The sequence below is a fragment of the Microbacterium sp. MMO-113 genome, assembly GCF_037148555.1.
Taxonomy (GTDB): Bacteria; Actinomycetota; Actinomycetes; order Actinomycetales; family Microbacteriaceae; genus Microbacterium.
Genome location: NZ_JBBCTD010000002.1, coordinates 661,095 through 681,039, shown reverse-complemented (window position 1 = coordinate 681,039; position 19,945 = coordinate 661,095). Strand labels below are relative to the sequence as shown.

Genomic DNA, 19,945 nt, shown 5'->3' with positions numbered 1-19,945 from the left:
TGCATCGGCCGGGTACCCCCGGGGGGAGTCAGAAGCGCGCGAGCACGTCGTCCACCCCGGCGCGGAACCGCGGACAGGTCGCGATGTCGTGCGCCCGGCACCCCATGGCGTGCTCGGTCATCTCCCGCGATCGCCGCATCTCCTCCATCCGGCGGTCGAGGTCGTCGAGATGTTGCTGCAGCACCTGATGCCGCCCGGCGCTGCCGTCGTCGAGGAGCACGGCGATCTGGTCGAGGCTCATCCCGGCGGCCTTGCTGCGCTGGATGACGGCGATGCGCACGACCTCGTCCTCGCCGTACCGACGCCGGCCCGCCTGGTCGCGGGGCGGCCGGAGCAGTCCGACGGTCTCCCAGTGCCGCAGCACGTTCGTCGGCAGGTCGAACCGCGCGGCGACCTCGCCGACGGACCATGGGTGCGGGTCGCTTGACTTCATGTTGACATGAAGTCACAGACTGGTGCCGAACGCAAGACGCGAGAAGGGAACCCCCATGTACGACGCGATCGTGATCGGTGCCGGCCCCGCCGGACTCCAGGCGGCGCTGACCCTCGGACGGATGCACCGGCCCGTGCTCCTGCTGGACTCCGGCGAGTACCGCAACGGCACCGTGCGGCACATGCACAACATGATCGGCGCCGATGGGAAGGCCCCGGCGGACCTCCGCGCCCAGGCCCGCACGGAGCTCGCGGCCTATGCGGACGTCGAGGTGCGCGACGTCGCGGCGCAGCGGATCTCGGGCGACGCGGAGACGGGCTTCTCGGTGAGCCTCGCCGACGGGTCGGTGGCCGACGCCCGACGGGTGATCCTGGCGACCGGCGTCGCGGACGACCTCCCGCCGGTGCCTGGTCTCGCCGAGCTCTGGGGCGTCCGGGTCTTCAGCTGCCCGTTCTGCGACGGACACGAGCACGCCGGGAAGCCGATCGCGATCCTCGGGGCGGCTCCCCGGGCGGCCCATCTGATCGGGTTGCTCGGCCGTATCGTCGGCGAGATCACGGTGGTCCCGGTGGGCGAGCCGTTCGCCGCGGAGGACCGTGTCGCGCTGGAGGAGCTCGGGGTGCGGGTGGCCTCCGCTCGGGTCGAGGCTGTCGCCGCGCACGGAGACGGGGTGCGGGTGCGCAGCGCGGAGGGCGTCCTCGACGTCGCGGGTGTGTTCGTGCCTCCGGCACGATGCGGCACCGGGCGTCGTTCGCCGCGGACCTCGGGCTGCGGCTCCTGGAGTCGGGGTCCATCGAGATCGACGAGTTCGGGAGGACGTCGCTTCCGGGGGTCTTCGCGGCGGGCGACCTCGCCCATCGCGCGACCCTCCCCGGCCCGATGGCCTCGGTCCTCCTCGCCGCCGCCGCGGGACAGCTCGCCGCGGTGGGGGTGCTCCAGTCCCTCTGACTTCGAATCGCCCGATTGGTCCCATCTCCCGGCGGGATGGGGCCATTCAGGCGATTCGAACGGGGGTCAGACGGCCCCGACGTCGACAGCACCGCCGGTCGCGGCGGGCTCGGCGTACGAGACCTCGCGCCAGACGTCGCCGACGCGCGCGAACGAGGTCACGCTCGACAGGGCGCAGCGGCGGGTCCGCGGGTCGTGCTGAAGCGGGAGGCCGGCGACGCGGAGGTGCGTGATCCAGATGGGCGCCTGATGCGACACCATCACGATGTCCCCCGCGGTCGGAATCTCGGCCGCGGCCGTCCACGCCTCGTCCATCACCCCGAGCATGCGCTCCGCGATCGACGCGTACGGCTCGCCCCAGCTCGGCAGCGACGGCTGACGCAGGTGCCACCAGTTCATCGGGTTCATCAGCGACCGCCGCATCCGGGTGCCCTCGAACACGTTCGTCGGCTCGATCAGACGGATGTCGGTCTCGGGTTCGAGGTCGAACACCTCCGCGAACGGGGCAGCCGACTCCTGCGCACGCTCCAGCGGCGACGCGAACAGGGCGGTCACCGGATCGCCGAGCCCCGCCACGTGCTCCGCCGCCGCCTGCGCCATCTCCTCCCCCGCAGTGCTGAGGTGATAGTCGGGCAGCCGTCCGTAGAGCACGCGGGACGGGTTGTGCACCTCACCGTGGCGAACGAGGTGCAGAAGTGATGCCGCCACGTCAGACCTCGCGGTAGCGGGAGTCGCCGAACCCGAGGATCAGATAGCCGATGTAGGGGAAAAGGAACAGCAGGAAGAAGGAGAACACCCCGCCCTTGCCGAAGCGCGCGCCGAGCTTGAACGCGACGATGACCCCGAGGATGAAGTTCGCGATCGGCACGAGGTAGAGCAGGGCGAACCAGCCCGACATCCCGGCGATCTTCACGAGGAACACGACATTCACGATCGGGATGATCGCGAGGATGCCGGGGTACCCCGCCTTCGTGAAGACCTTCCACAGTCCCACCACGACGAGGATGTAGAAGATGAGGGCGATGAGTCCCGTCGTGCCCGAGAAGATCGCGCCGAACAGGTCGGGAAGGCCGTTGCCGTCCGAGATGGAGAGGTGCATGGGGGTCCGCCTTTCGTCGTGGCGATCCTACTGAGGTGCCGCTGCTCCGCGCTGGTGACCCGGCCGGGAAGGGCCGGGACGCCCGCGTAGACTGGGCGGGTTCATCTTTTCCCCGGATCAGGAGGAATCCTCCGTGCTGCGCACCCACTCCGCAGGCTCCCTGCGCGCCGAGAACATCGGTCAGACCGTCACCCTCACCGGGTGGGTCGATCGTCGTCGTGACCACGGAGGCGTCGCTTTCATCGATCTGCGGGACGCGTCGGGCATCGCCCAGGTCGTCATCCGCGACGAGGAGATCGCCCACCCGCTGCGCAATGAGTTCGTGCTCAAGGTCACCGGCGAGGTGTCGCGACGCCCCGAGGGCAACGCCAACCCGAACCTCCCCTCCGGCGAGATCGAGGTCATCGCGGCCGACGTCGAGGTGCTGAACGAGTCGGCCCCGCTGCCGTTCCAGGTCTCGACCGCTCTGGCCGACACCGAGACCGTCGGCGAGGAGGCGCGCCTGAAGTACCGCTACCTCGACCTCCGCCGCCCGGCCGCCGCCTCCGCGCTGCGCCTGCGGTCCGACGTCTACAAGGCGATCCGCGACGTGCTGCACGCCGAGGACTTCACCGAGGTCGAGACCCCGACCCTCACCCGTTCCACACCGGAGGGCGCCCGTGACTTCGTCGTCCCCGCCCGCCTGCACCCGGGCAGCTGGTACGCCCTGCCCCAGTCGCCGCAGCTCTTCAAGCAGCTGCTCATGGTCGGCGGCGTGGAGAAGTACTTCCAGATCGCCCGCTGCTACCGCGACGAGGACTTCCGCGCCGACCGTCAGCCCGAGTTCACGCAGCTCGACATCGAGATGAGCTTCGTCGACCAGGAGGACGTGATCGCCCTCATGGAGTCGCTCATCGTGGCGATGTGGAAGACGATCGGCGTCGAAGTGCAGACCCCGCTGCCGCGGATGACGTACGCCGACGCCATGGCGAAGTACGGCTCCGACAAGCCCGACCTCCGCTTCGGGCTCCAGCTCGTCGAGGCGACCGAGTACTTCAAGGACACCCCGTTCCGCGTGTTCCAGGCCGAGTACGTCGGTGCGGTGCGCATGCCCGGCGGTGCGAGCCAGCCGCGCAAGCAGCTCGACGCGTGGCAGGACTGGGCCAAGCAGCGCGGCGCGCGCGGTCTCGCCTACGTGCTGTTCAACGAGGACGGCACCCTGGGCGGCCCCGCCGCGAAGAACCTGTCCGAGGCCGAGCAGGCGGGCCTGGCGGAGTTCGTCGGCGCCGAGCCGGGCGACTGCGTGTTCTTCGCCGCCGGTGCCACCAAGGAGAGCCGGGCGCTGCTCGGCGCCGCACGGGTCGAGATCGGCCGTCGCCTCGGCTACCTGAACCCGGACGAGTTCGCCTTCACCTGGGTCGTCGACGCTCCCATGTTCGAGCCGGCCGCCGACGCGGTCGCCTCCGGAGACGTGGCGGTGGGCGCTGGTGCCTGGACGGCTGTGCACCACGCGTTCACGGGCCCGAAGCCCGAGTTCGAGGACACGTTCGACACCGACCCCGGATCGGCCCTCGCCTACGCGTACGACATCGTGTGCAACGGCTCGGAGCTCGGCGGCGGGTCCATCCGCATCCACCGCGAGGACATCCAGAAGCGGGTCTTCGAGGTCATGGGCATCAGCGACGAGGTGGCGCAGGAGCAGTTCGGCTTCCTCCTCGATGCGTTCAAGTTCGGCGCTCCCCCGCACGGCGGCATCGCGCTCGGCATGGACCGCGTGCTCCAGCACCTGACGAAGACCGAGTCGATCCGCGACGTCATCGCCTTCCCGAAGTCCGGGAACGGCTTCGATCCCCTCACCTCCGCTCCCGCGCCGATCACCCCCGAGCAGCGCGCCGAGGCCGGTGTGGACTTCACCCCCGAGGACGAGGCCTGACCCGCCGAGACCCCGTCTTACCGCCGAGACCCCGGGACGCTGCCGCTGGCAGCCCGGGGTCTCGTCGCGTACCCGGGGTCTCGGCGAAGAAAGAACGGGAGAATCAGGCGAAGAGGGGGGCGAGGTTCTCGTTCCACACGTCGACGCCGAGCTTCGCGATGAGAGCCACCACGACGACGAGGAACACCACGCGGATGAACGTCGTACCGCGGGAGATGGCCATCCGCGAGCCCAGGTAGCTGCCGCCGACGTTCGCGACCGCGAGGATGCCCCCGAACAGCCACAGCACTGAGCCGTGCGGGATGAAGAGGAGCAGCGCCCCCGCGTTCGTCGCGAGATTGACGATCTTCGCCTTCGCGCTCGCCTGCAGGAAGTCGTAGCCCAGCAGCGCGACGAGAGTGATCACGAGGAAGGTGCCCGTCCCCGGACCGATCATCCCGTCGTAGAACCCGATGCCGAGCCCGGCGAGCCCGGCCATGATGTGGTGCTTGTGCCCGTGGAAGCGCAGCTGCGTCGCCGCCCCGAGCTGCGGCCGGAGCGCCGTGAACAGGGCCACCGCCAGCAGGGCGATCACGATGATGGGCTTGAAGGCGGCCGGGGGCAGCACCGTGGCGACCGCCGCACCCCCGAACGAGCCGATCAACGCGATCACCGCCATCGGCAGAGCTGTGCGGAGGTCGGGCTTGGCCCGGCGGTAGTAGGTGATGCTGCTGGTCGCGGTCCCGAACACGGAGGCGAGCTTGTTCGTCGCGAGCGCCTGGACCGGGGCGATGCCGGGGATGAGGAGCAGCGCCGGGAGCTGCAGCAGCCCTCCGCCGCCGACGACCGCGTCGATCCACCCGGCGCTGAACGCCGCCACGATGATGAGGATCAGCATCCCCCAGGTGAGCTGCTCGAGACCGAGGAGGCTGCCGATATCCACTCCGCCATGATTCCAGACCCGCGGGCGCCGTCCCGCATCCACCGCTGGCAGACTGGGCTCATGCTCGCCGCTCTCCCGCTTCCGCATCCGTTCGCATCGAGGAGCGGGGACGCCGTGCTGCGGCGGGCGACCGAGGCCGACGCCGACGCCGTCATCGCGCTGCTCGCCGACGACCCGATCAGCGCCGCCCGCGGCGATGTGGCCTCCGACGAGGACCGCCCGGCGTACGAGCGCGGCCTCCGCGAGATCCTGGCCGACCCGTCGAACGACCTCCTCGTGATCGAGCTCGACGGCGCGGTGGTCGGCACCCTCCAGCTCACCTCGATCCCCGGGATGGCACGCCGCGGCGCCCGGCGGCTGCTCGTCGAGGCGGTCCGGGTCCGCAGCGACCTGCGGTCCTCGGGCATCGGCTCCGCGGTCATGCGCTGGGTCGGCGACACGGCGGCGCCCGCCCTCGGTGCGGCCATGGTGCAGCTCACCTCCGACGCCGCCCGCGCCGACGCCCACCGCTTCTACGAGCGCCTCGGCTACGTGGGCTCGCACCGCGGCTTCAAGTACACCGTCCCGCAGCGCTGAATCGCGGCGCATCCCCGCGCCACCCGCGCGACACCGAGCGTTCACCGGAGCCGCTCCCTGCGGCTACCTCCCCCTCGTAGTGTCCTCTCGCAACCCGACACCGGCGCACAGCGCCGGACACCGAGAGGACACTCATGGCACGCTCCATCCGCCGCGCACGCATCGGCGCCGGCATCGCCCTGGCCACCACGGCCGTCATCGCTCTGACCTCCTGCGCCTCCGCGACCGACTCCCCGGCCGCCGGTGACGACGCCGTGGACGCGGCGAGCGCGACCTCCGTCGAGGACTTCGGCTCGTTCGCCGACCTGGAGGCGGCCGCGAAGGAGGAGGGTCAGCTCAACGTCATCGCCCTCCCCCGCGACTGGGCGAACTACGGCGAGATCCTCGACCTGTTCACGGAGAAGTACCCCGAGATCACCGTCAACGAGGCCTCGCCCGACGTCTCCAGCGCCGAGGAGATCCAGGCGGCCGAGACGAACAAGGGCCTCGACACCGCCCCCGACGTCTTCGACCTCGGCCTGACCGTCGCCCTGCAGAACACCGACGCCTTCGCCCCGTACAAGGTCCAGACCTGGGACGACATCCCCGACGAGCTGAAGGAGCCCACCGGCCTCTTCGTCGGCGACTACGGCGGCTACATGTCGATCGGCTACGACTCCTCCGCCTTCGAGGCGCCGGCGGAGCTGTCCGACCTCCTCTCCGCCGACTACAAGGGCGCCGTCGCCATCAACGGCGACCCGACGCAGGCCGGAGCGGCTTTCGCCGCCGTCGGCCTGGCGACCGTGCAGTCGGACGGCACGCTGGACGACTTCCAGCCGGGCATCGACTTCTTCGCCGACCTGCAGAAGGCCGGGAACCTCCTCAAGGTCGACGTCACGACCGCGACCGTCGCCAGCGGCGAGACCCCCGTCGTCTTCGACTGGGACTACCTGAACGCGGCGCACACGGCCGACAACCCGGACTGGAAGGTCGTGGTCTTCGACGGCACCGGCTACGCGGGCTACTACAACCAGGCCATCAACGTCGACGCTCCGAACCCGGCGGCCGCGCGTCTGTGGCAGGAGTTCCTCTACAGCGACGAGGTGCAGAACCTGTGGCTGAAGGGCGGCGCCCGTCCGGTGCGCATGGAGGCGATGACCGAGGCCGGCACGATCGACGAGAAGCTCGCGGCCGCTCTCCCCGACGCTCCGGAGGAGACCGTCGTGCCGACCGAGGAGCAGTCCGAGAACGCCGGCACGCTGCTCGGCGAGAAGTGGGCAGCGGCGGTCCAGTGACCTCCGTCGTCGCACCGGGGGTGGATGCCGCGGCGTCCGCCCCCGCCACCGCCGCCGGACCCGCGTCGCACACGCGGGCCCGGCGGTCGGCGCCGTCCGTGGCGTGGCTGGGACTCGTACCGTTCGCCGCCTACGTGCTGCTCTTCCTCGCCGTGCCGACCGTGCTCGCGATCGGCTCCGGGTTCTTCGACCGCGACGGCGCTTTCACCTGGACGAACGTCGCCGCCCTCGGCGACCCGGTGGTGCTCACGACCTTCGCGAACTCGGCGGGGCTGTCGCTGCTCACCGCGGCGGTCGGCGCCCTCGTCGGCGCCCTCGTCGCCTACGCTCTCCTCGGCATGAACCCGGACGGCGTCGTGCGGCGCTCCGTGGACGCGGCCGCCGGGGTCCTCGCGCAGTTCGGCGGGGTCATGCTCGCCTTCGCCTTCATCGCCACGATCGGAATCCAGGGCGTGGTCACGGTCTTCCTCCGTGACACGTTCGGCGTCGACATCTTCGCCGAGGGCACGTGGCTGTACGAGCTGCCCGGCCTCATCCTTCCGTACATCTACTTCCAGGTGCCGCTCATGGTCATCACCTTCCTACCCGCCCTCGCCGCCCTGAAGCCGCAGTGGGTCGAGGCGAACCTCACCCTCGGGGGCAGCAGGGCGAGCTTCTGGCTGCGGATCGGCCTCCCGGTGCTGGCGCCGTCGTTCCTCGCCAGCCTGCTGCTGCTCTTCGCGAACGCGTTCTCCTCGTACGCCACGGCCGCGGCGCTCGCGAGTCAGGGCTCCCAGATCGTCCCGTTGCAGATCCGTACCGCGCTCACGAGCGAGACCCTGCTCGGCCGGGAGAACCTCGCCGGCGCTCTCGCCCTCGGCATGATCATCGTGGTCGGGGTCGTGATGGCGCTGTACTCGCTCATCCAGCGACGTGCCGCGCGGTGGCAGGCATGAACGGCCTCGCCCCGTCGCGCGCGACCCGTGCGGTGATCGGCATCGTCGTCGGGGCGTTCTTCGCGGTGCCCCTCGTGTCGACGTTCCTCTTCACGCTCCGAGGCACGGACGGGCTCTCCTTCGCGCACTGGACCGCCCTCTTCGACCCCGCGGCGTCGGCAGCCCTGAAGCCCCTCTGGACGGGTCTCGGGAACTCGCTGGTCCTCGCGGTCGTCACCGTGGCGATCGTGCTGTTCCTCCTGGCCCCCACGATGATCCTCGTGAACCTCCGCTTCCCCCGGCTCACGGCAGCCTTCGAGTTCGTCGCGCTCCTGCCGATCTCGATCCCCGCGATCGTGCTCGTGGTGGGGCTCGCGCCGATCTACCTGCAGATCGGTCGGACCGTGGGCACCGGCACCTGGACCCTCGCCTTCGCCTACGGCGTCACCGTCCTCCCCTTCGCCTTCCGCTCGATCCAGGCCTCGATCGATGCCGCCGATCTGCGCACGCTGTCCGAAGCGGCGCGCTCGCTCGGGGCGGGCTGGCCGACGGTCGTGCTCCACGTTGTCGCGCCGAACCTCCGACAGGGCCTGCTCGCCGCCTCGCTGATCTCCATCGCGGTGGTGCTCGGAGAGTTCACAATCGCGTCCCTCCTCAACCGGCAGGTCTTCCAGACGGCGATGGTCGTGGTGCAGAAGCAGGACCCGTATGCGCCCGCGATCTTCACACTGCTCGCCCTGTCGTTCGTCTTCCTCCTGCTCCTGCTCATCGGCCGCGTCGCCCGCGGTCCGCGAAAGGCCCGCTCATGACCCTCGATCACGCACTCCCGCGCACCAAGGACAACCTGCTGCTCGCCCAGGCCGGCGACGGCACGCGGGTCGAGCTCCACGGCATCGTCAAGAGCTACGGCGGTACGAGGGTGCTGCACGGCGTGGACCTCGACATCGCCCCCGGGGAGTTCGTCTCGCTGCTCGGTCCCTCCGGCTGCGGCAAGACGACGCTGCTCCGTGTGCTCGCGGGACTGGAAGGCGCCGACGAGGGAACCGTCCTCCTCGGCGGCGGGGACGTCTCGCGAGTGCCGACGAACCGGCGCGACATCGGGATGGTGTTCCAGTCGTACTCGCTCTTCCCGCACCTCCGCGTCGTCGACAACACGGCCTTCGGGCTCCGTCGTCGAGGTGTCGGCAAGACCGAGGCGGCGCGGCGTGCCCTTGATGCGCTCGCCCTCGTGGGCCTCGCCGACCTTGCCGACCGGTTCCCGCATCAGCTCTCCGGCGGACAGCAGCAGCGGGTCGCCCTGGCTCGCGCCCTCGTCACGGAACCCCGGGTGCTTCTGCTCGACGAACCCCTGTCGGCTCTCGACGCCAAGGTGCGCGTGCAGCTCCGCGACGAGATCCGGCGCATCCAGCTGCGGCTCGGCATCACGACCGTCTTCGTCACGCACGACCAAGAGGAGGCCCTCGCGGTGTCGGACCGGATCGCGGTCATGAACGCCGGTCGCATCGAGCAGATCGGCTCCCCGGAAGAGCTGTACACGACTCCCGCGACCGCCGAGGTCGCCGCGTTCGTGGGCCTCTCCAGCGTCGTTTCCGGCGTCGCGGACGGCGAGCACGTCGTCGTGTGGGGGCAACGTCTCCCCTTGCAGACCCCCGCCGACGGCCCCGTCGACGTGTACCTCCGTCCGGAGAACGTGCGCTTCACCACCGCGGAGGACGCCGCCACCGATGCCCTCGTGGAGGAGAGCACGTTCCTCGGCAGCATGCGGCGGACCCTCGTGCGCACGGAGTCGGGCGAGCTCGTCCGCGTGCAGCACGATCCCGCCCTGCACCCGTCGTTCGGTGACCGCGTCCGCATCGCGGTGACCCCTGTCCCGGTGGTCGCGCGCCCCCGCGGCTGACGAGACCCCGGGTTCACGTCGAGACCCCCGGCTGCAGACGTCTGCAGCCGGGGGTCTCGGCGAATGCCCGGGGTCTCGGCGACACCCGAGGCGAGAACTACAGGACGCGGGAGAGGAAGTCCTTCGTGCGCTGGTGCTGCGGATTCGCCAGCACCTCGCGGGGGTCGCCCTCCTCGACGATGTGTCCGCCGTCCATGAAGATCAGCCGCGAACCGACCTCGCGCGCGAAGCCCATCTCATGCGTGACGACGAGCATCGTCATGCCCTCGTCGGCCAGCGACCGCATGACCTGCAGCACCTCGCCGACGAGCTCGGGGTCGAGGGCCGATGTGGGCTCGTCGAACAGCATCATGTCGGGGTTCATGCACAGCGCCCGGGCGATGGCCACCCGCTGCTGCTGCCCACCCGAGAGGTGCCCGGGGTACGCGTCGGCCTTCTCCGCGAGGCCGACGCGCTCGAGCATGGCGCGGGCGACCTTCTCCGCCTCGGCCTTCGAGCGCTTCTTCACCCGCTGCTGCGCGATCGTGAGGTTGCCGAGCACGCTGAGGTGCGGGAAGAGGTTGAAGCTCTGGAACACCATCCCGATACGGGTGCGCACGCGGTCGATGTCGATGTCGGGATCGGTGATGTCGATGCCCTCGATGAGCACCTTGCCGCCCGTGGGCTCCTCCAACAGGTTCACCGAGCGGAGCAGCGTCGACTTCCCGGAACCGGACGGGCCGATCACGCAGACGACCTCGCCCGCCAGAACCGTCAGATCGATGCCCTTGAGCACCTCGTTGTCGCCGAAGCTCTTGTGCAGGTCCTGGATCGCGATCGCCGGGGCCTGTACGTCGATCAGGTCGGTGCTCATCGTGTCCTCGCCATCCGACGCTCCAGCCACGCGCTGAGACGCGTGAGCGGGATCGTCACGATCAGGTAGAGGATCGCCGCCATGATCAGCGGCGTTCCGTTGGCGTTCTGCGTCGCTGCGTCGCGGGCGAAGTTCGTGAGCTCCTTCGACCAGATGAAGGAGCCCGCGACGAACAGCAGCGACGTGTCCTTCAGCAGCAGCACGAACTCGTTCGTCAGCGGCGGGATGATGATCCGGAAGCCCTGCGGGACCACGATCCAGAAGGTCGTCTTCATGGGCGACATGCCGAGCGAACGCGCCGCTTCGGTCTGTCCCTTCGGCACTGCCTGGATTCCGGCCCGAATGGTCTCTGCCATATAGGCGGAGGCCACGAGGATCAGACCGATCAGGCCCAGGACGACCGGCCCGCCGAGGCGGGTCGCCGGCACACCGAGGCCGATCGGCAGGATGAACGCGATCGCGAAGATCGTGAGGATCGCGGGCAGACCGCGGAACAGCTCGATCCACGCCGTCGCGATCCACCGGAACGGCGCGATCACCGAGAGCTTCATCAGCGCCAGCAGGATGCCGAGCAGCAAGCCGCCTGCGAACGCCACCGCCGTGAACCACAGGGTGTTGACGAGCGCCGTGGTGATGATGCCCGGAAGCATCTTCGCCGCGACCTCGGGGTTGAAGTAAAGCTGCGCGATCCGCGCCCAGTCGGTGCTGACGATCGCCCAGACGACGATCGCGAGCAGCACCGCGTAGATCGAGTACCGGTACAGCTTCTGTTTCGTGGTGCGCCTCAACGCCATTGTCAAGGTCCTCCCGACCGACTCAGCTCTCGACTCAGTTGGCCGTGAAGTACTCGTTGTAGATGGTGTCGTACTCGCCGTTGTCCCGGAGCTCCTGCAGAGCCTCGTTCACGGCCTCGCGGAGTTCGTCCTTCTCCCCCTTGGCGAACGCGAAGCCGTAGGACTCGTCGGTCTCGTAGGTCTCGACGATCTTGTAGGCGGAGTCAGCCTTCTCGTGCTCGAGGTTGACGGGCTGATCCTGCAGGATGGCGTCGATCTGCCCGGCCTGCATCGCGGGCCACAGTTCGCCGTCCGACGGGTACTGCACGAGCTGCGCGCCCTTCGCGTTCTCCGTGGCGTAGGCCTCGCCGGTCGTGCCCTGCTGCACGCCGACGTTCTTGCCATTGAGGTCGTCGATGGACTCGATGCCCGAGTCGGTGCGCACGAGCAGCGACTGCAGCGAATCGTAGTACGGGTCCGAGAAGTCGATGTTGGCCTTGCGCTCGTCGGTGATCGTCATGGCCGAGGCACCGATGTCGCACTGGCCGGCGGCGAGAGTCGTGCCGGACTGCAGCGCATCGAAGCCCACATCCTGCACGGAGAGCTCGAGGTCGAGCTGCTCGGCGATCGCACCGAGGAGGTCGATGTCGAAGCCGGTGTACTCACCGTTGTCACCCTCGAACTCGAACGGCGGGTAGGGGATGTCGGAGCAGACGGTGAGCTTGCCCGCCTCGATGAGTCCGTAGTCGTCACCGGCAGCGGACTCGCCGCCACTGCCCGCGTCGGAAGAGCCGGTGGCGCATCCGGCGAGCGCGAGGGTGGCGGTGGCCGCGATCGCGAGGCCGGCGAAGAGGTTACGACGGGACATGTCGGCTCCTGGGAGTCGGGGGGCGGGTGAGCCCACGGACGGGTAGGAGTTCATCTAAACATGCGGCTCGTCGCGTGACCAATGACATCCCCTCGCGCCGCATTACGTTTGTGTTTCGGTGCCGGGGGCCACGGCTCGACGCTCAGAGCTCGGCGTCGACCGCCACACGGCCGGAGACGACCGAGCGGATGTATGCGGCGACCTCCTCGTGCGCGGGGTGCACCTGGTACTGCTCCAGGTCCGCGACGGAGTCGAAGTCCGCGACCAGGGTCACGTCCCAGTTCGCGTCGGGGTAGACGTCGTTCACACCGGCCCAGATGCTGCGCAGCTGCGGCACGACCCCGTCGAGGGCGTTGAGGCGGCGGGCGACCTCGGCCGCCTGGGCCTGCCGCTCCTCCGCGTCCTCCGCGGCGAGCTTCCAGGTCACGACATGGCGGATGGTCATCGCAGCTCCTTCTGGTCGGCACGGGCCTCCGCGCCGACGGCTTCCTCCAGCGCTTCGCGCAGCCGGTCGGGGGACACGCGCCAGTGCGCATGCAGTCGTCCGTCGATGAGGACGACGGGGATCTTCTCCCACCACTGCTCGTACAGGGCGGGGTCGTCCTGGATGGACGCCTCGACGATCTGGATGCGCTCCGCGGCGGCGTCCGGCAGTTCGGCGACGACCGCGTCGACGACCTCGGAGGCCACGGCGCACAGATGGCAGTCGGGCTTGCCGATGAGGGTCAGCGTCATCACGACGACGGGACCTCCACCTCGCGTCCCTGGGCGATCCACTCGCCGGTGCCGCCCTCGACGTTGGTGGCGTCGTAGCCGCGGGCCTCAAGCGCCTCGACCACACGGGCCGAGCGGCCGCCGGCCTGGCAGATCACGTCGAACGACTCGGCGGGAAGCTCGTCCAGGCGGTTGCCGATCTCGGACATCGGGATGTTCACGGCGCCGGGGACGTGGCCGGCCTGGAACTCGTGCACCTCCCGGACATCGATGAGGGGCGTGCCGGAGCGCTCGGCGAGTTCGGCGACGGTGATCGACTTCATGACATCCTCTCGGCGGTGCGGAACGGCGCGCAGAGACACAAAGCGCCCGTCCGAAGACAGGCGCTCGGTGTCTGGCCGCTTACTTCTTGTTGCGGCGCTGGTGGCGAGTCTTGCGAAGCAGCTTGCGGTGCTTCTTCTTCGCCATGCGCTTGCGGCGCTTCTTGATGACAGAACCCACGGAAACCTCACTAAGTCAGGGGCTGGGTGTCGCCGGAATCGGACACCCGGGTACGAGCACGAAAAATGCCTCGGATCATCCTAGCAAACTCAGGAGGGTGCCCCGCGCCCTCCGTCAGCCGGCGTCGGCGATGGGCCGCTGCAGAGCCTCCGCGACGGCGGATTCCGGCACGCGGTAGCTCCGTCCGAATCGGATGGCGGGGAGGTCACCGGCGTGCACGAGCCGGTACACGGTCATCTTGGACACGCGCATGAGCTCGGCGACTTCGGCCACCGTCAGGAATCGGACGTCTGGAACCTCGGGCATCCCACGTACCCCTTTCTCGATGAGCACACTCTATGGGGTCGCTGGGACGCGTGTAAACCCGCGTGGCTGTTGTGATCAGTGGGATGTAGGCACGGTCGCGAACGCCCGGACCGGGAACGTGCCGAACCCGCGGATCGCCGGAGGGGCCGCGGTGAACCGCGCCCCGCGCGCGGGGAGGCGATCCAGAGCGGTGAGGTGCTCGACGACGTGCACGCCCGCCGCGAGGAGGATGCTGTGCGCCGGCCGCTCCCCGCCGCTCTCCGTGTCGTCGATGTTGAGCGCGTCGATGCCGACCAGACTCACCCCCGCGTCCACGAGGAAGCGCGCGGCGTCCTCCGCGAGAAAGGGCGAGCCGGTGCCGTAGGCGGGCGTGCCGAACAGCCGGCTCCAGCCGGTATCCAGGAGCACCGCGCTGCCGCGGAGCTCGCGGTCGGCGAGCGTCGCCGCCTTGATAGCGCGGCGTTCGCGGCAGGTCGAGCCGGAACCCCTTGTCCCTGCAGTCCTCCGCCGTTGGCGAAGGCGATCGCGAAGTCGAAATGCGCGCGGTACTCGTCCGTCATGCGCTCATCCTGCCGGAGACAGCCGACACCGCGATGTGCGCGCCCGCCCTGCTCGAATCGGCACGCCGACGTCCAGCCTGCGCATAGCCCGCATTGCCCGATCGCTCAGACAGCCCTGCCAGTGTCGGTGCAGGACCCGTGCCGGCACCTGCCGAGTCCGCGCGGATCTGGGGTCCGCACACCGCCCCCGACGGCATCCCCCCTGCTGTCGGGGGCGGTTCTCCGCCGGTGCGAGGCGCGGTATCAGGCGCCGAGGCGCTTCAGTGCGTTCGTGACGACGTGCTTGGCGGAGGCGGCCGCACGCCCGACGACCTCGGCCGCGTGTGCGGCTCCGTCGGGGATCGGGGCGCCGGGGTACGCGATGTCCGGCGCCGCATCGCCGAACGCGTCGACGAGGAACGGGACCAGCCAGTCGTCGACGGCTTCCAGCGGCGCGACGGAAAGGCTGTAGAAGCGGCGCTGGCCGTCTTCGCGGACGGTGACCAGCTCGGCGTCGCGGAGCACCTTGAGGTGCTTCGAGACGGTGGGCTGGCTGATGCCGAGGTCGGCCACGATCTGGCTCACGCTCGTGCCGGACTCGCCTTCGGACGTGCGTCGGAGCAGGAGCTGGAGGATGTCGCGCCTCGTACCGTCTGCGATCACGTCGAAGATGTCCGTCATGTGATCAGGGTAGTGCGCCCCGGCACGGAGTACCATGACGAAGGCTCGGCGAGAGGCGCCGTGGTGCGGCCGTGGAACGGACGGCGCAGAAGAAGGGGGCAGCGATGTCGGGCATCGTTTCGGCGTCGTCCCCCCGCACCGGTCTCCCCGGAGCCGCCGGCCGGGTGAAGCACCTCATCACCTCGTCGCCGTCCCGGTTCGCCATCGCCGTCTTCGCACTGCTGATCCTCGTGTTCACGGTGCTGTTCTCGCTGCCGATCGCGTCCGCCAGCGGCACGGTGACACCGCTCAGCGACGCCCTCTTCACCGCCGTCTCCACGATCTGCGTGACGGGCCTCGCGACCGTCGACATGGCCAACCACTGGTCACCCTTCGGACACGTCGTCGTGTTCATCGGCGTCAACATCGGCGCCCTCGGCGTGCTGACCCTCGCCTCCCTCATGGGGATGCTCATCTCGAAGCGCCTCGGGCTCCGGGCGAAGCTCATGGCGGCGGGCGACACGAACCCGCTCCGCGCGCACGGCGGTGTGGTGAACGAGAGCCAGACGGTGCGTCTGGGCGAGGTGGGCCAGCTGCTCACCACGGTCGCCGTCTCCGCCCTCTTCATCGAAGCCGCCCTCGCCGCCCTCCTCTACCCGGCGCTGGTGATGGCCGGGGTCGACCCGATCGCCGCGCTCTGGGAGGCCCCGTACTTCGCGGCGATGGCGTTCACCAACACCGGCTTCGCCCCGAACGACGGCGGGGTGGCCGTCTTCGCCGACGACTACCTCGTGCTGTCGCTGCTCATGGTCGGCGTGTTCCTCGGGAGCATCGGCTTCCCGGTGATCTACACGCTCGCGAAGCACGTCTGGCACGTCAAGCGGTGGTCGCTGCACTCGAAGCTGACCATCGTCACCACGGTGCTGCTCTTCATTCTCGGCGCCGCCGCCTTCCTCATCCTCGAGTACGACAACCCCAAGACCTTCGGGTCCATGGACGCGGCGGACACGACCTTCCAGGCGTTCTTCCTCTCCGCGATGACCCGCTCCGGCGGCTTCAACGTCATCGAGATGGACGATCTCAACGGCTCGTCGCTGCTCGCCGCCAGCATGCTCATGTTCGTCGGCGGCGGGTCCGCGTCGACGGCGGGCGGCATCAAGGTGACCACGCTCGCAGTCCTCGCGATCGCGGTCTGGTCCGAGGCGAAGGGCCGCCAGTCCGTCGAGGCGTTCGGCCGCCGCATCCCCAGCGACGTGCAGCGCGTCGCCCTCAGCGTCGTCGCCTGGGGCGCCACGATCGTGGCCCTGTCGACCATCGTGATCGCACAGATCACCAAGGCCGACATCAGCCACGTGCTCTTCGACGTCATCTCCGCGTTCGGCACGGTCGGGCTCTCGACGGGCCTCACCGGGGAGCTTCCGGATTCCGCCTCGTACGTCATGGCCGCGACGATCTTCATGGGCCGCGTTGGTACAGTGACTCTCGCTGCGGCAGTCGCCGCGACATCGCGCACGCAGTACTACTCACTGCCCGTGGAAAGGCCGATCGTTGGTTGAAGTCCTTCGGGGGGACGCTCCCGTCCTCGTCATCGGTCTCGGCCGGTTCGGCGCCGCCTGCGCCGGCGAGCTCGACCGCCTCGACCGCGAGGTGCTCGCGATCGACGACAACCTCGAGCTCGTGCAGAAGTGGTCGGACCGCGTCACGCACACGGTGCAGGCCGACGCCCGCAACATCGATGCCCTCCGCCAGATCGGCGCCCAGGACTTCCAGGTCGCGGTCGTCGCCGTCGGCTCCTCGATCGAGGCGTCCGTGCTCATCACGGCCAACCTCGTCGACCTCAAGGTGCCGCAGATCTGGGCGAAGGCGGTCTCGCAGTCGCACGGCAAGATCCTGGCCCGCGTGGGCGCCAACCACGTCATCTACCCCGAGCGCGAGGCCGGCGAGCGCGTGGCCCACCTCGTGAGCGGGCGCATGCTCGACTTCATCCGCTTCGACGACGACTTCGTCCTGGCCAAGATGTACCCGCCGAAGTTCATCCGCGGCGTCGGTCTGAACGAGTCCGGTGTGCGCTCGAAGTACAAGGTCACCGTCGTCGGCGTGAAGAGCCCGGGCAAGCCGTTCCGCTACGCGGAGGCCAACACGATCGTGACCAACCACGACCTCATCATCGTCTCCGGGACGAACAGCGACATCGAGCGCTTCGCCGCCCTCGACCGCTGAGCCGGGTCCTCACCGCGGCGGGAGTCCTCCCCGCGGTGGATGCGGCCTCTGCGACGCCCGTGGTGGGATGGGGGCATGAGCGATCACGCCCCCGCACCGCCCGTCCTCGCCCTCCGCGGGCTCCGCAAGCAGTTCGGCCAGAAGGTCGCCGTCGACGCGCTGTCGCTGGACGTCCCCGCGGGCTCGATGCTGGGGCTGCTCGGCCCGAACGGTGCGGGCAAGACGACGACGCTCGCGATGACCACCGGGCTCCTGCGCCCAGACGCCGGGACGGCCTGGGTGCTCGGCGCCGACGTCTGGCAGGACCCTGCCGCCGCGAAGGCGCGGATGGGCGTGCTCCCCGACGGTATCCGGATGCTCGACCGGCTCAGCGGCGCGGAGCTGCTGCGCTACACCGGCCTGCTGCGCGGCATGCCGGAGGCGGAGGTCGTCTCCCGCTCCGGCGAGCTCCTCGATGCCCTCGGCCTGACGGAGGCGGGCGACACCCTCGTCGTCGACTACTCGGCCGGCATGAAGAAGAAGATCGGCCTGGCCTGCGCGCTCATCCACGCGCCCCGGCTGCTGATCCTCGACGAACCCCTCGAAGCCGTCGACCCGGTCTCCGGGCAGACGATCCGGCAGATCCTGCGCTCCTTCGTGGACGGCGGCGGCACGGTCGTCCTCTCCAGCCACGTCATGGAGCTCGTCGAGTCGCTGTGCGACCGCGTCGCCATCGTGGCCGAGGGGCGTCTGCTCGCCCACGGCGCCCTCGACGAGGTTCGGGCCGGACTCACGCTGCAGGAGCGCTTCCTCAGCCTCGTCGGCGCGCACGACCTCGGAACGGAGACCCTCGCGTGGTTGCGCTCCTCGTAGGTCTGCGGCTGCGACAGCTCGGGCATCAGCTCTCCCGCAACCCCTGGATGATCGTGACCCTCGTGATCGTGGGTCTCGTCGCGCTGAGCATGCTGGGACTGCTGACCGTCGGTCTGATCGCGCTGCGGGTGGGCGCTCCGGACGTCGCCGTGACCGCGATGGTGCTCACCGGCGCCATCGTCGTGCTCGGGTGGTGGATCGGGTCGATCCTCGTCAGTGCGGACGACTCGCTGGCACCCGAGCGGTTCGCCCTGCTTCCGGTGACCGCCCGCACCCTCCTCCCCGGTCTCGTCGTGGCGGGGATGACGACGATCGGCGGCATCGGCACCGCCCTGGCCCTGCTGCTGATGCTCGTGGGATGGTCGGTCAGCGTTCCGGCCCTCCTGGTCGCGGTGCTCATGGTCCCCGTGGCTCTCGCGACCTGCGTGCTGGGCGCCCGCGTCGTCAGCGGACTGCTCGCGGGATGGCTCGCCCGCCGGCGGACGCGCGACCTCGTCCTCACCCTCGGCGTGGTCCTGCTCGCCTCGTCCGGCCTCCTCCTCAACATCGGGCTGCAGGCGCTGTCGGCCGTGCGCGACGTCGGTGGCGCCTTCGCGGCGGTCGCCGAGATCGCCGCGTGGACGCCGGTCGCCGCCGTGTTCGGAGTCCCCGCCGCCGTGGCACAGGGCGACGTCGTCACCGCCCTCCTGCGGCTGCTCGTCGCCGCCGCCACCCTGGCGGTCTTCTGGGTCGCCGCGCGCGGCATGCTCGCCGCGCGCCTCGTCGCACCCCTGCAGTCGAGCGGGGGCGGACGCGTGCGCTCGGGAGGCGTGCTCGACCGCCTGCTGCCCGCGGGACCCGTCGGCGCCATCGCGGGACGGACGCTCCGCTACTTCCGCCGCGACCCGCGCCAGGTCGTCAACATCGTGATGCTCCTGCTGCTCCCCGCGATCTTCCTCGGACTCGCGCTCATGAACGGACTGCAGCAGGACAGTACCGGCTTCGCACCCGCGATCACCCTCATCCCGGCGATCAACGCCCTGCTCGCCGGGAGCATCGTGCAGATGGCGATCGCGTACGACAACGACGCGGTCGCGCTGCACATCCTCACCGGGGTGAGCGGGACGGCCGACCGCGTCGGACGGCTGCTCGGGTTCGCGCTGGTCGCCGTGCCGATCACGATCCTCCTGTGCGTGGTGACCTGTCTGCTGGCCGAACGTCCGGATCTGCTTCCGGGCAGCCTGGGCGCCGCGCTCGGGCTCATGGCGGTGTCGGCGGGCGCGGGATCCTGGGTGGGGGCGTTCCTGCCGGGGCGAGCTCCGGCACCCGAGGCCAACCCGTTCGGCCGCGGCTCCTCCGGCGGCGCGCAGTCCTTCCTCGCGATGCTCATCATGTCGCCGATCACGCTGCTGCTCGGCGGTCCCGCCCTCGGCTTCGCGATCGCGTCGATCTGGATCCCGCCCTTGGGCTGGGCGAGCCTCGCGGCCGCCGTCGTCCTCGGGGGTGCCGCGATCTGGGGTGGCACGGTGCTCGGCGGTCGCGTCCTGCAACGGCGCTGGCCCGAGGTGCTCGCCGAGGTCGGCAGCGACGCCTAGCCGCCCGGCCCCTTGCCGCAACAGGCACTCGCGCGGGTTCAGGCTCCAGGGCTGCTGGCTGCCTGAACTCGCGTGATCGCCTGCTCTCGCGAGGTCGCCTGCTCCCGCGA

The 19,945-nt window shown here is 70.0% G+C and carries 25 protein-coding genes and 1 pseudogene; 12 read left to right on the top strand and 14 right to left on the bottom strand.

The genetic code is table 11. The annotated features are described in order from the left end of the window. Positions 1 to 28: 28 nt before the first annotated feature. A complete protein-coding gene (locus tag WFJ36_RS10085) occupies positions 29 to 433 on the bottom strand; it encodes a MerR family transcriptional regulator (RefSeq protein WP_336643225.1) in 405 nt (134 codons plus the stop codon). A 55-nt stretch (positions 434 to 488) separates the two neighbouring features. On the opposite strand from WFJ36_RS10085, the pseudogene WFJ36_RS10080 reads away from it, so the two are divergent. Further along, positions 489 to 1,091, top strand: a pseudogene (locus tag WFJ36_RS10080) (NAD(P)/FAD-dependent oxidoreductase); the annotation flags it as partial. Between the two features lie 74 nt (positions 1,092 to 1,165). Further along, on the top strand, positions 1,166 to 1,381 hold the full coding sequence (locus tag WFJ36_RS10075) for an FAD-dependent oxidoreductase (protein ID WP_336643258.1): 216 nt from the start codon (positions 1,166 to 1,168) through the stop codon (positions 1,379 to 1,381). Positions 1,382 to 1,447: 66 nt separating this feature from the next. Here the strand turns inward: WFJ36_RS10075 and WFJ36_RS10070 are convergent, their stop codons facing one another. Further along, a complete protein-coding gene (locus WFJ36_RS10070) occupies positions 1,448 to 2,089 on the bottom strand; it encodes a histidine phosphatase family protein (RefSeq protein WP_025104448.1) in 642 nt (213 codons plus the stop codon). Between the two features lies 1 nt (position 2,090). After that, positions 2,091 to 2,480, bottom strand: a complete 390-nt coding sequence (locus WFJ36_RS10065; RefSeq protein WP_025104449.1) for a DUF5684 domain-containing protein — start codon at positions 2,478 to 2,480, stop codon at positions 2,091 to 2,093. A 133-nt stretch (positions 2,481 to 2,613) separates the two neighbouring features. On the opposite strand from WFJ36_RS10065, the gene aspS reads away from it, so the two are divergent. Then, positions 2,614 to 4,392 (top strand): aspartate--tRNA ligase, encoded by a 1,779-nt coding sequence (gene aspS / locus WFJ36_RS10060; RefSeq protein ID WP_313391148.1) that lies wholly within the window; start codon positions 2,614 to 2,616, stop codon positions 4,390 to 4,392. A 103-nt stretch (positions 4,393 to 4,495) separates the two neighbouring features. On the opposite strand, the gene WFJ36_RS10055 is transcribed toward aspS, so the two are convergent. Further along, complete coding sequence (locus WFJ36_RS10055) at positions 4,496 to 5,269, bottom strand: sulfite exporter TauE/SafE family protein (protein ID WP_336643257.1); 774 nt, start codon at positions 5,267 to 5,269, stop codon at positions 4,496 to 4,498. Between the two features lie 105 nt (positions 5,270 to 5,374). On the opposite strand from WFJ36_RS10055, the gene WFJ36_RS10050 reads away from it, so the two are divergent. From WFJ36_RS10050 to WFJ36_RS10030, 5 genes are all read left to right on the top strand, one after another. Then, positions 5,375 to 5,890 carry a GNAT family N-acetyltransferase gene (locus WFJ36_RS10050; protein ID WP_071328052.1) on the top strand — a complete coding sequence of 172 codons (516 nt, stop codon included), beginning with the start codon at positions 5,375 to 5,377 and terminating at the stop codon, positions 5,888 to 5,890. 134 nt (positions 5,891 to 6,024) lie between these two features. Continuing rightward, positions 6,025 to 7,164 carry an ABC transporter substrate-binding protein gene (locus WFJ36_RS10045; protein WP_071327576.1) on the top strand — a complete coding sequence of 380 codons (1,140 nt, stop codon included), beginning with the start codon at positions 6,025 to 6,027 and terminating at the stop codon, positions 7,162 to 7,164. After that, complete coding sequence (locus WFJ36_RS10040; protein WP_083391607.1) at positions 7,161 to 8,099, top strand: ABC transporter permease; 939 nt, start codon at positions 7,161 to 7,163, stop codon at positions 8,097 to 8,099. The genes WFJ36_RS10045 and WFJ36_RS10040 overlap by 4 nt, the downstream gene beginning before the upstream one ends. Continuing rightward, a complete protein-coding gene (locus WFJ36_RS10035; RefSeq protein ID WP_071327578.1) occupies positions 8,096 to 8,887 on the top strand; it encodes an ABC transporter permease in 792 nt (263 codons plus the stop codon). Before WFJ36_RS10040 ends, WFJ36_RS10035 begins: the two co-directional genes overlap by 4 nt. Next, complete coding sequence (locus tag WFJ36_RS10030) at positions 8,884 to 9,975, top strand: ABC transporter ATP-binding protein (protein WP_071327579.1); 1,092 nt, start codon at positions 8,884 to 8,886, stop codon at positions 9,973 to 9,975. Before WFJ36_RS10035 ends, WFJ36_RS10030 begins: the two co-directional genes overlap by 4 nt. A 97-nt stretch (positions 9,976 to 10,072) precedes the next feature. On the opposite strand, the gene WFJ36_RS10025 is transcribed toward WFJ36_RS10030, so the two are convergent. From WFJ36_RS10025 to WFJ36_RS09980, 10 genes are all read right to left on the bottom strand, one after another. Next, the gene (locus WFJ36_RS10025; RefSeq protein WP_060921706.1) at positions 10,073 to 10,828 is read right to left on the bottom strand and encodes an amino acid ABC transporter ATP-binding protein; all 756 of its coding nucleotides are present in this window, start codon (positions 10,826 to 10,828) and stop codon (positions 10,073 to 10,075) included. Beyond that, positions 10,825 to 11,622 carry an amino acid ABC transporter permease gene (locus WFJ36_RS10020; protein ID WP_060921705.1) on the bottom strand — a complete coding sequence of 266 codons (798 nt, stop codon included), beginning with the start codon at positions 11,620 to 11,622 and terminating at the stop codon, positions 10,825 to 10,827. Before WFJ36_RS10020 ends, WFJ36_RS10025 begins: the two co-directional genes overlap by 4 nt. Positions 11,623 to 11,656: 34 nt before the next feature. Next, on the bottom strand, positions 11,657 to 12,469 hold the full coding sequence (locus WFJ36_RS10015; RefSeq protein ID WP_071327580.1) for a basic amino acid ABC transporter substrate-binding protein: 813 nt from the start codon (positions 12,467 to 12,469) through the stop codon (positions 11,657 to 11,659). A 142-nt stretch (positions 12,470 to 12,611) separates the two neighbouring features. After that, positions 12,612 to 12,914 (bottom strand): Dabb family protein, encoded by a 303-nt coding sequence (locus WFJ36_RS10010; RefSeq protein WP_336643224.1) that lies wholly within the window; start codon positions 12,912 to 12,914, stop codon positions 12,612 to 12,614. Next, the gene (locus WFJ36_RS10005) at positions 12,911 to 13,207 is read right to left on the bottom strand and encodes a glutaredoxin family protein (RefSeq protein WP_336643223.1); all 297 of its coding nucleotides are present in this window, start codon (positions 13,205 to 13,207) and stop codon (positions 12,911 to 12,913) included. The genes WFJ36_RS10010 and WFJ36_RS10005 overlap by 4 nt, the downstream gene beginning before the upstream one ends. Further along, positions 13,204 to 13,506: a rhodanese-like domain-containing protein gene (locus WFJ36_RS10000; RefSeq protein ID WP_025104462.1), complete on the bottom strand. Its 303-nt coding sequence runs from the start codon at positions 13,504 to 13,506 to the stop codon at positions 13,204 to 13,206. The genes WFJ36_RS10005 and WFJ36_RS10000 overlap by 4 nt, the downstream gene beginning before the upstream one ends. A gap of 79 nt (positions 13,507 to 13,585) precedes the next feature. Further along, positions 13,586 to 13,684: a 30S ribosomal protein bS22 gene (locus WFJ36_RS09995; protein ID WP_003792170.1), complete on the bottom strand. Its 99-nt coding sequence runs from the start codon at positions 13,682 to 13,684 to the stop codon at positions 13,586 to 13,588. A 114-nt stretch (positions 13,685 to 13,798) separates the two neighbouring features. Then, entirely contained in the window at positions 13,799 to 13,990 is a 192-nt protein-coding gene (locus tag WFJ36_RS09990; protein ID WP_025104463.1) for a helix-turn-helix domain-containing protein, read from the bottom strand. Positions 13,991 to 14,065: 75 nt separating this feature from the next. Beyond that, positions 14,066 to 14,443, bottom strand: a complete 378-nt coding sequence (locus WFJ36_RS09985; RefSeq protein ID WP_336643256.1) for a cyclase family protein — start codon at positions 14,441 to 14,443, stop codon at positions 14,066 to 14,068. Positions 14,444 to 14,793: 350 nt separating this feature from the next. Next, positions 14,794 to 15,210: an ArsR/SmtB family transcription factor gene (locus WFJ36_RS09980; protein WP_025104468.1), complete on the bottom strand. Its 417-nt coding sequence runs from the start codon at positions 15,208 to 15,210 to the stop codon at positions 14,794 to 14,796. A 104-nt stretch (positions 15,211 to 15,314) separates the two neighbouring features. Here WFJ36_RS09980 and WFJ36_RS09975 point away from each other — a divergent pair, with 104 nt between their 5' ends. The 4 genes from WFJ36_RS09975 to WFJ36_RS09960 all read left to right on the top strand — a co-directional run bounded on the left by WFJ36_RS09975 (position 15,315) and on the right by WFJ36_RS09960 (position 19,835). Then, positions 15,315 to 16,745: a TrkH family potassium uptake protein gene (locus tag WFJ36_RS09975; protein WP_071327584.1), complete on the top strand. Its 1,431-nt coding sequence runs from the start codon at positions 15,315 to 15,317 to the stop codon at positions 16,743 to 16,745. Beyond that, positions 16,738 to 17,409: a potassium channel family protein gene (locus WFJ36_RS09970; protein WP_025104470.1), complete on the top strand. Its 672-nt coding sequence runs from the start codon at positions 16,738 to 16,740 to the stop codon at positions 17,407 to 17,409. Before WFJ36_RS09975 ends, WFJ36_RS09970 begins: the two co-directional genes overlap by 8 nt. Before the next feature lie 75 nt (positions 17,410 to 17,484). Next, entirely contained in the window at positions 17,485 to 18,261 is a 777-nt protein-coding gene (locus WFJ36_RS09965; RefSeq protein ID WP_071327585.1) for an ABC transporter ATP-binding protein, read from the top strand. Continuing rightward, positions 18,243 to 19,835: a hypothetical protein gene (locus WFJ36_RS09960; RefSeq protein WP_336643222.1), complete on the top strand. Its 1,593-nt coding sequence runs from the start codon at positions 18,243 to 18,245 to the stop codon at positions 19,833 to 19,835. The genes WFJ36_RS09965 and WFJ36_RS09960 overlap by 19 nt, the downstream gene beginning before the upstream one ends. Positions 19,836 to 19,945 lie beyond the last annotated feature (110 nt).

Excerpts from the sequence above, each read along its gene's own strand:
- WFJ36_RS10085 (WP_336643225.1), bottom strand. The coding sequence starts at position 433 with ATGAAGTCAAGCGACCCGCACCCATGGTCCGTCGGCGAGGTCGCCGCG.
- WFJ36_RS10075 (WP_336643258.1), top strand. The coding sequence starts at position 1,166 with ATGCGGCACCGGGCGTCGTTCGCCGCGGACCTCGGGCTGCGGCTCCTG.
- WFJ36_RS10065 (WP_025104449.1), bottom strand. The coding sequence starts at position 2,480 with ATGCACCTCTCCATCTCGGACGGCAACGGCCTTCCCGACCTGTTCGGC.
- WFJ36_RS10055 (WP_336643257.1), bottom strand. The coding sequence starts at position 5,269 with ATGCTGATCCTCATCATCGTGGCGGCGTTCAGCGCCGGGTGGATCGAC.
- WFJ36_RS10050 (WP_071328052.1), top strand. The coding sequence starts at position 5,375 with ATGCTCGCCGCTCTCCCGCTTCCGCATCCGTTCGCATCGAGGAGCGGG.
- WFJ36_RS10045 (WP_071327576.1), top strand. The coding sequence starts at position 6,025 with ATGGCACGCTCCATCCGCCGCGCACGCATCGGCGCCGGCATCGCCCTG.
- WFJ36_RS10035 (WP_071327578.1), top strand. The coding sequence starts at position 8,096 with ATGAACGGCCTCGCCCCGTCGCGCGCGACCCGTGCGGTGATCGGCATC.
- WFJ36_RS10030 (WP_071327579.1), top strand. The coding sequence starts at position 8,884 with ATGACCCTCGATCACGCACTCCCGCGCACCAAGGACAACCTGCTGCTC.
- WFJ36_RS10025 (WP_060921706.1), bottom strand. The coding sequence starts at position 10,828 with ATGAGCACCGACCTGATCGACGTACAGGCCCCGGCGATCGCGATCCAG.
- WFJ36_RS10020 (WP_060921705.1), bottom strand. The coding sequence starts at position 11,622 with ATGGCGTTGAGGCGCACCACGAAACAGAAGCTGTACCGGTACTCGATC.
- WFJ36_RS10015 (WP_071327580.1), bottom strand. The coding sequence starts at position 12,469 with ATGTCCCGTCGTAACCTCTTCGCCGGCCTCGCGATCGCGGCCACCGCC.
- WFJ36_RS10010 (WP_336643224.1), bottom strand. The coding sequence starts at position 12,914 with ATGACCATCCGCCATGTCGTGACCTGGAAGCTCGCCGCGGAGGACGCG.
- WFJ36_RS10000 (WP_025104462.1), bottom strand. The coding sequence starts at position 13,506 with ATGAAGTCGATCACCGTCGCCGAACTCGCCGAGCGCTCCGGCACGCCC.
- WFJ36_RS09990 (WP_025104463.1), bottom strand. The coding sequence starts at position 13,990 with ATGCCCGAGGTTCCAGACGTCCGATTCCTGACGGTGGCCGAAGTCGCC.
- WFJ36_RS09980 (WP_025104468.1), bottom strand. The coding sequence starts at position 15,210 with ATGACGGACATCTTCGACGTGATCGCAGACGGTACGAGGCGCGACATC.
- WFJ36_RS09975 (WP_071327584.1), top strand. The coding sequence starts at position 15,315 with ATGTCGGGCATCGTTTCGGCGTCGTCCCCCCGCACCGGTCTCCCCGGA.
- WFJ36_RS09965 (WP_071327585.1), top strand. The coding sequence starts at position 17,485 with ATGAGCGATCACGCCCCCGCACCGCCCGTCCTCGCCCTCCGCGGGCTC.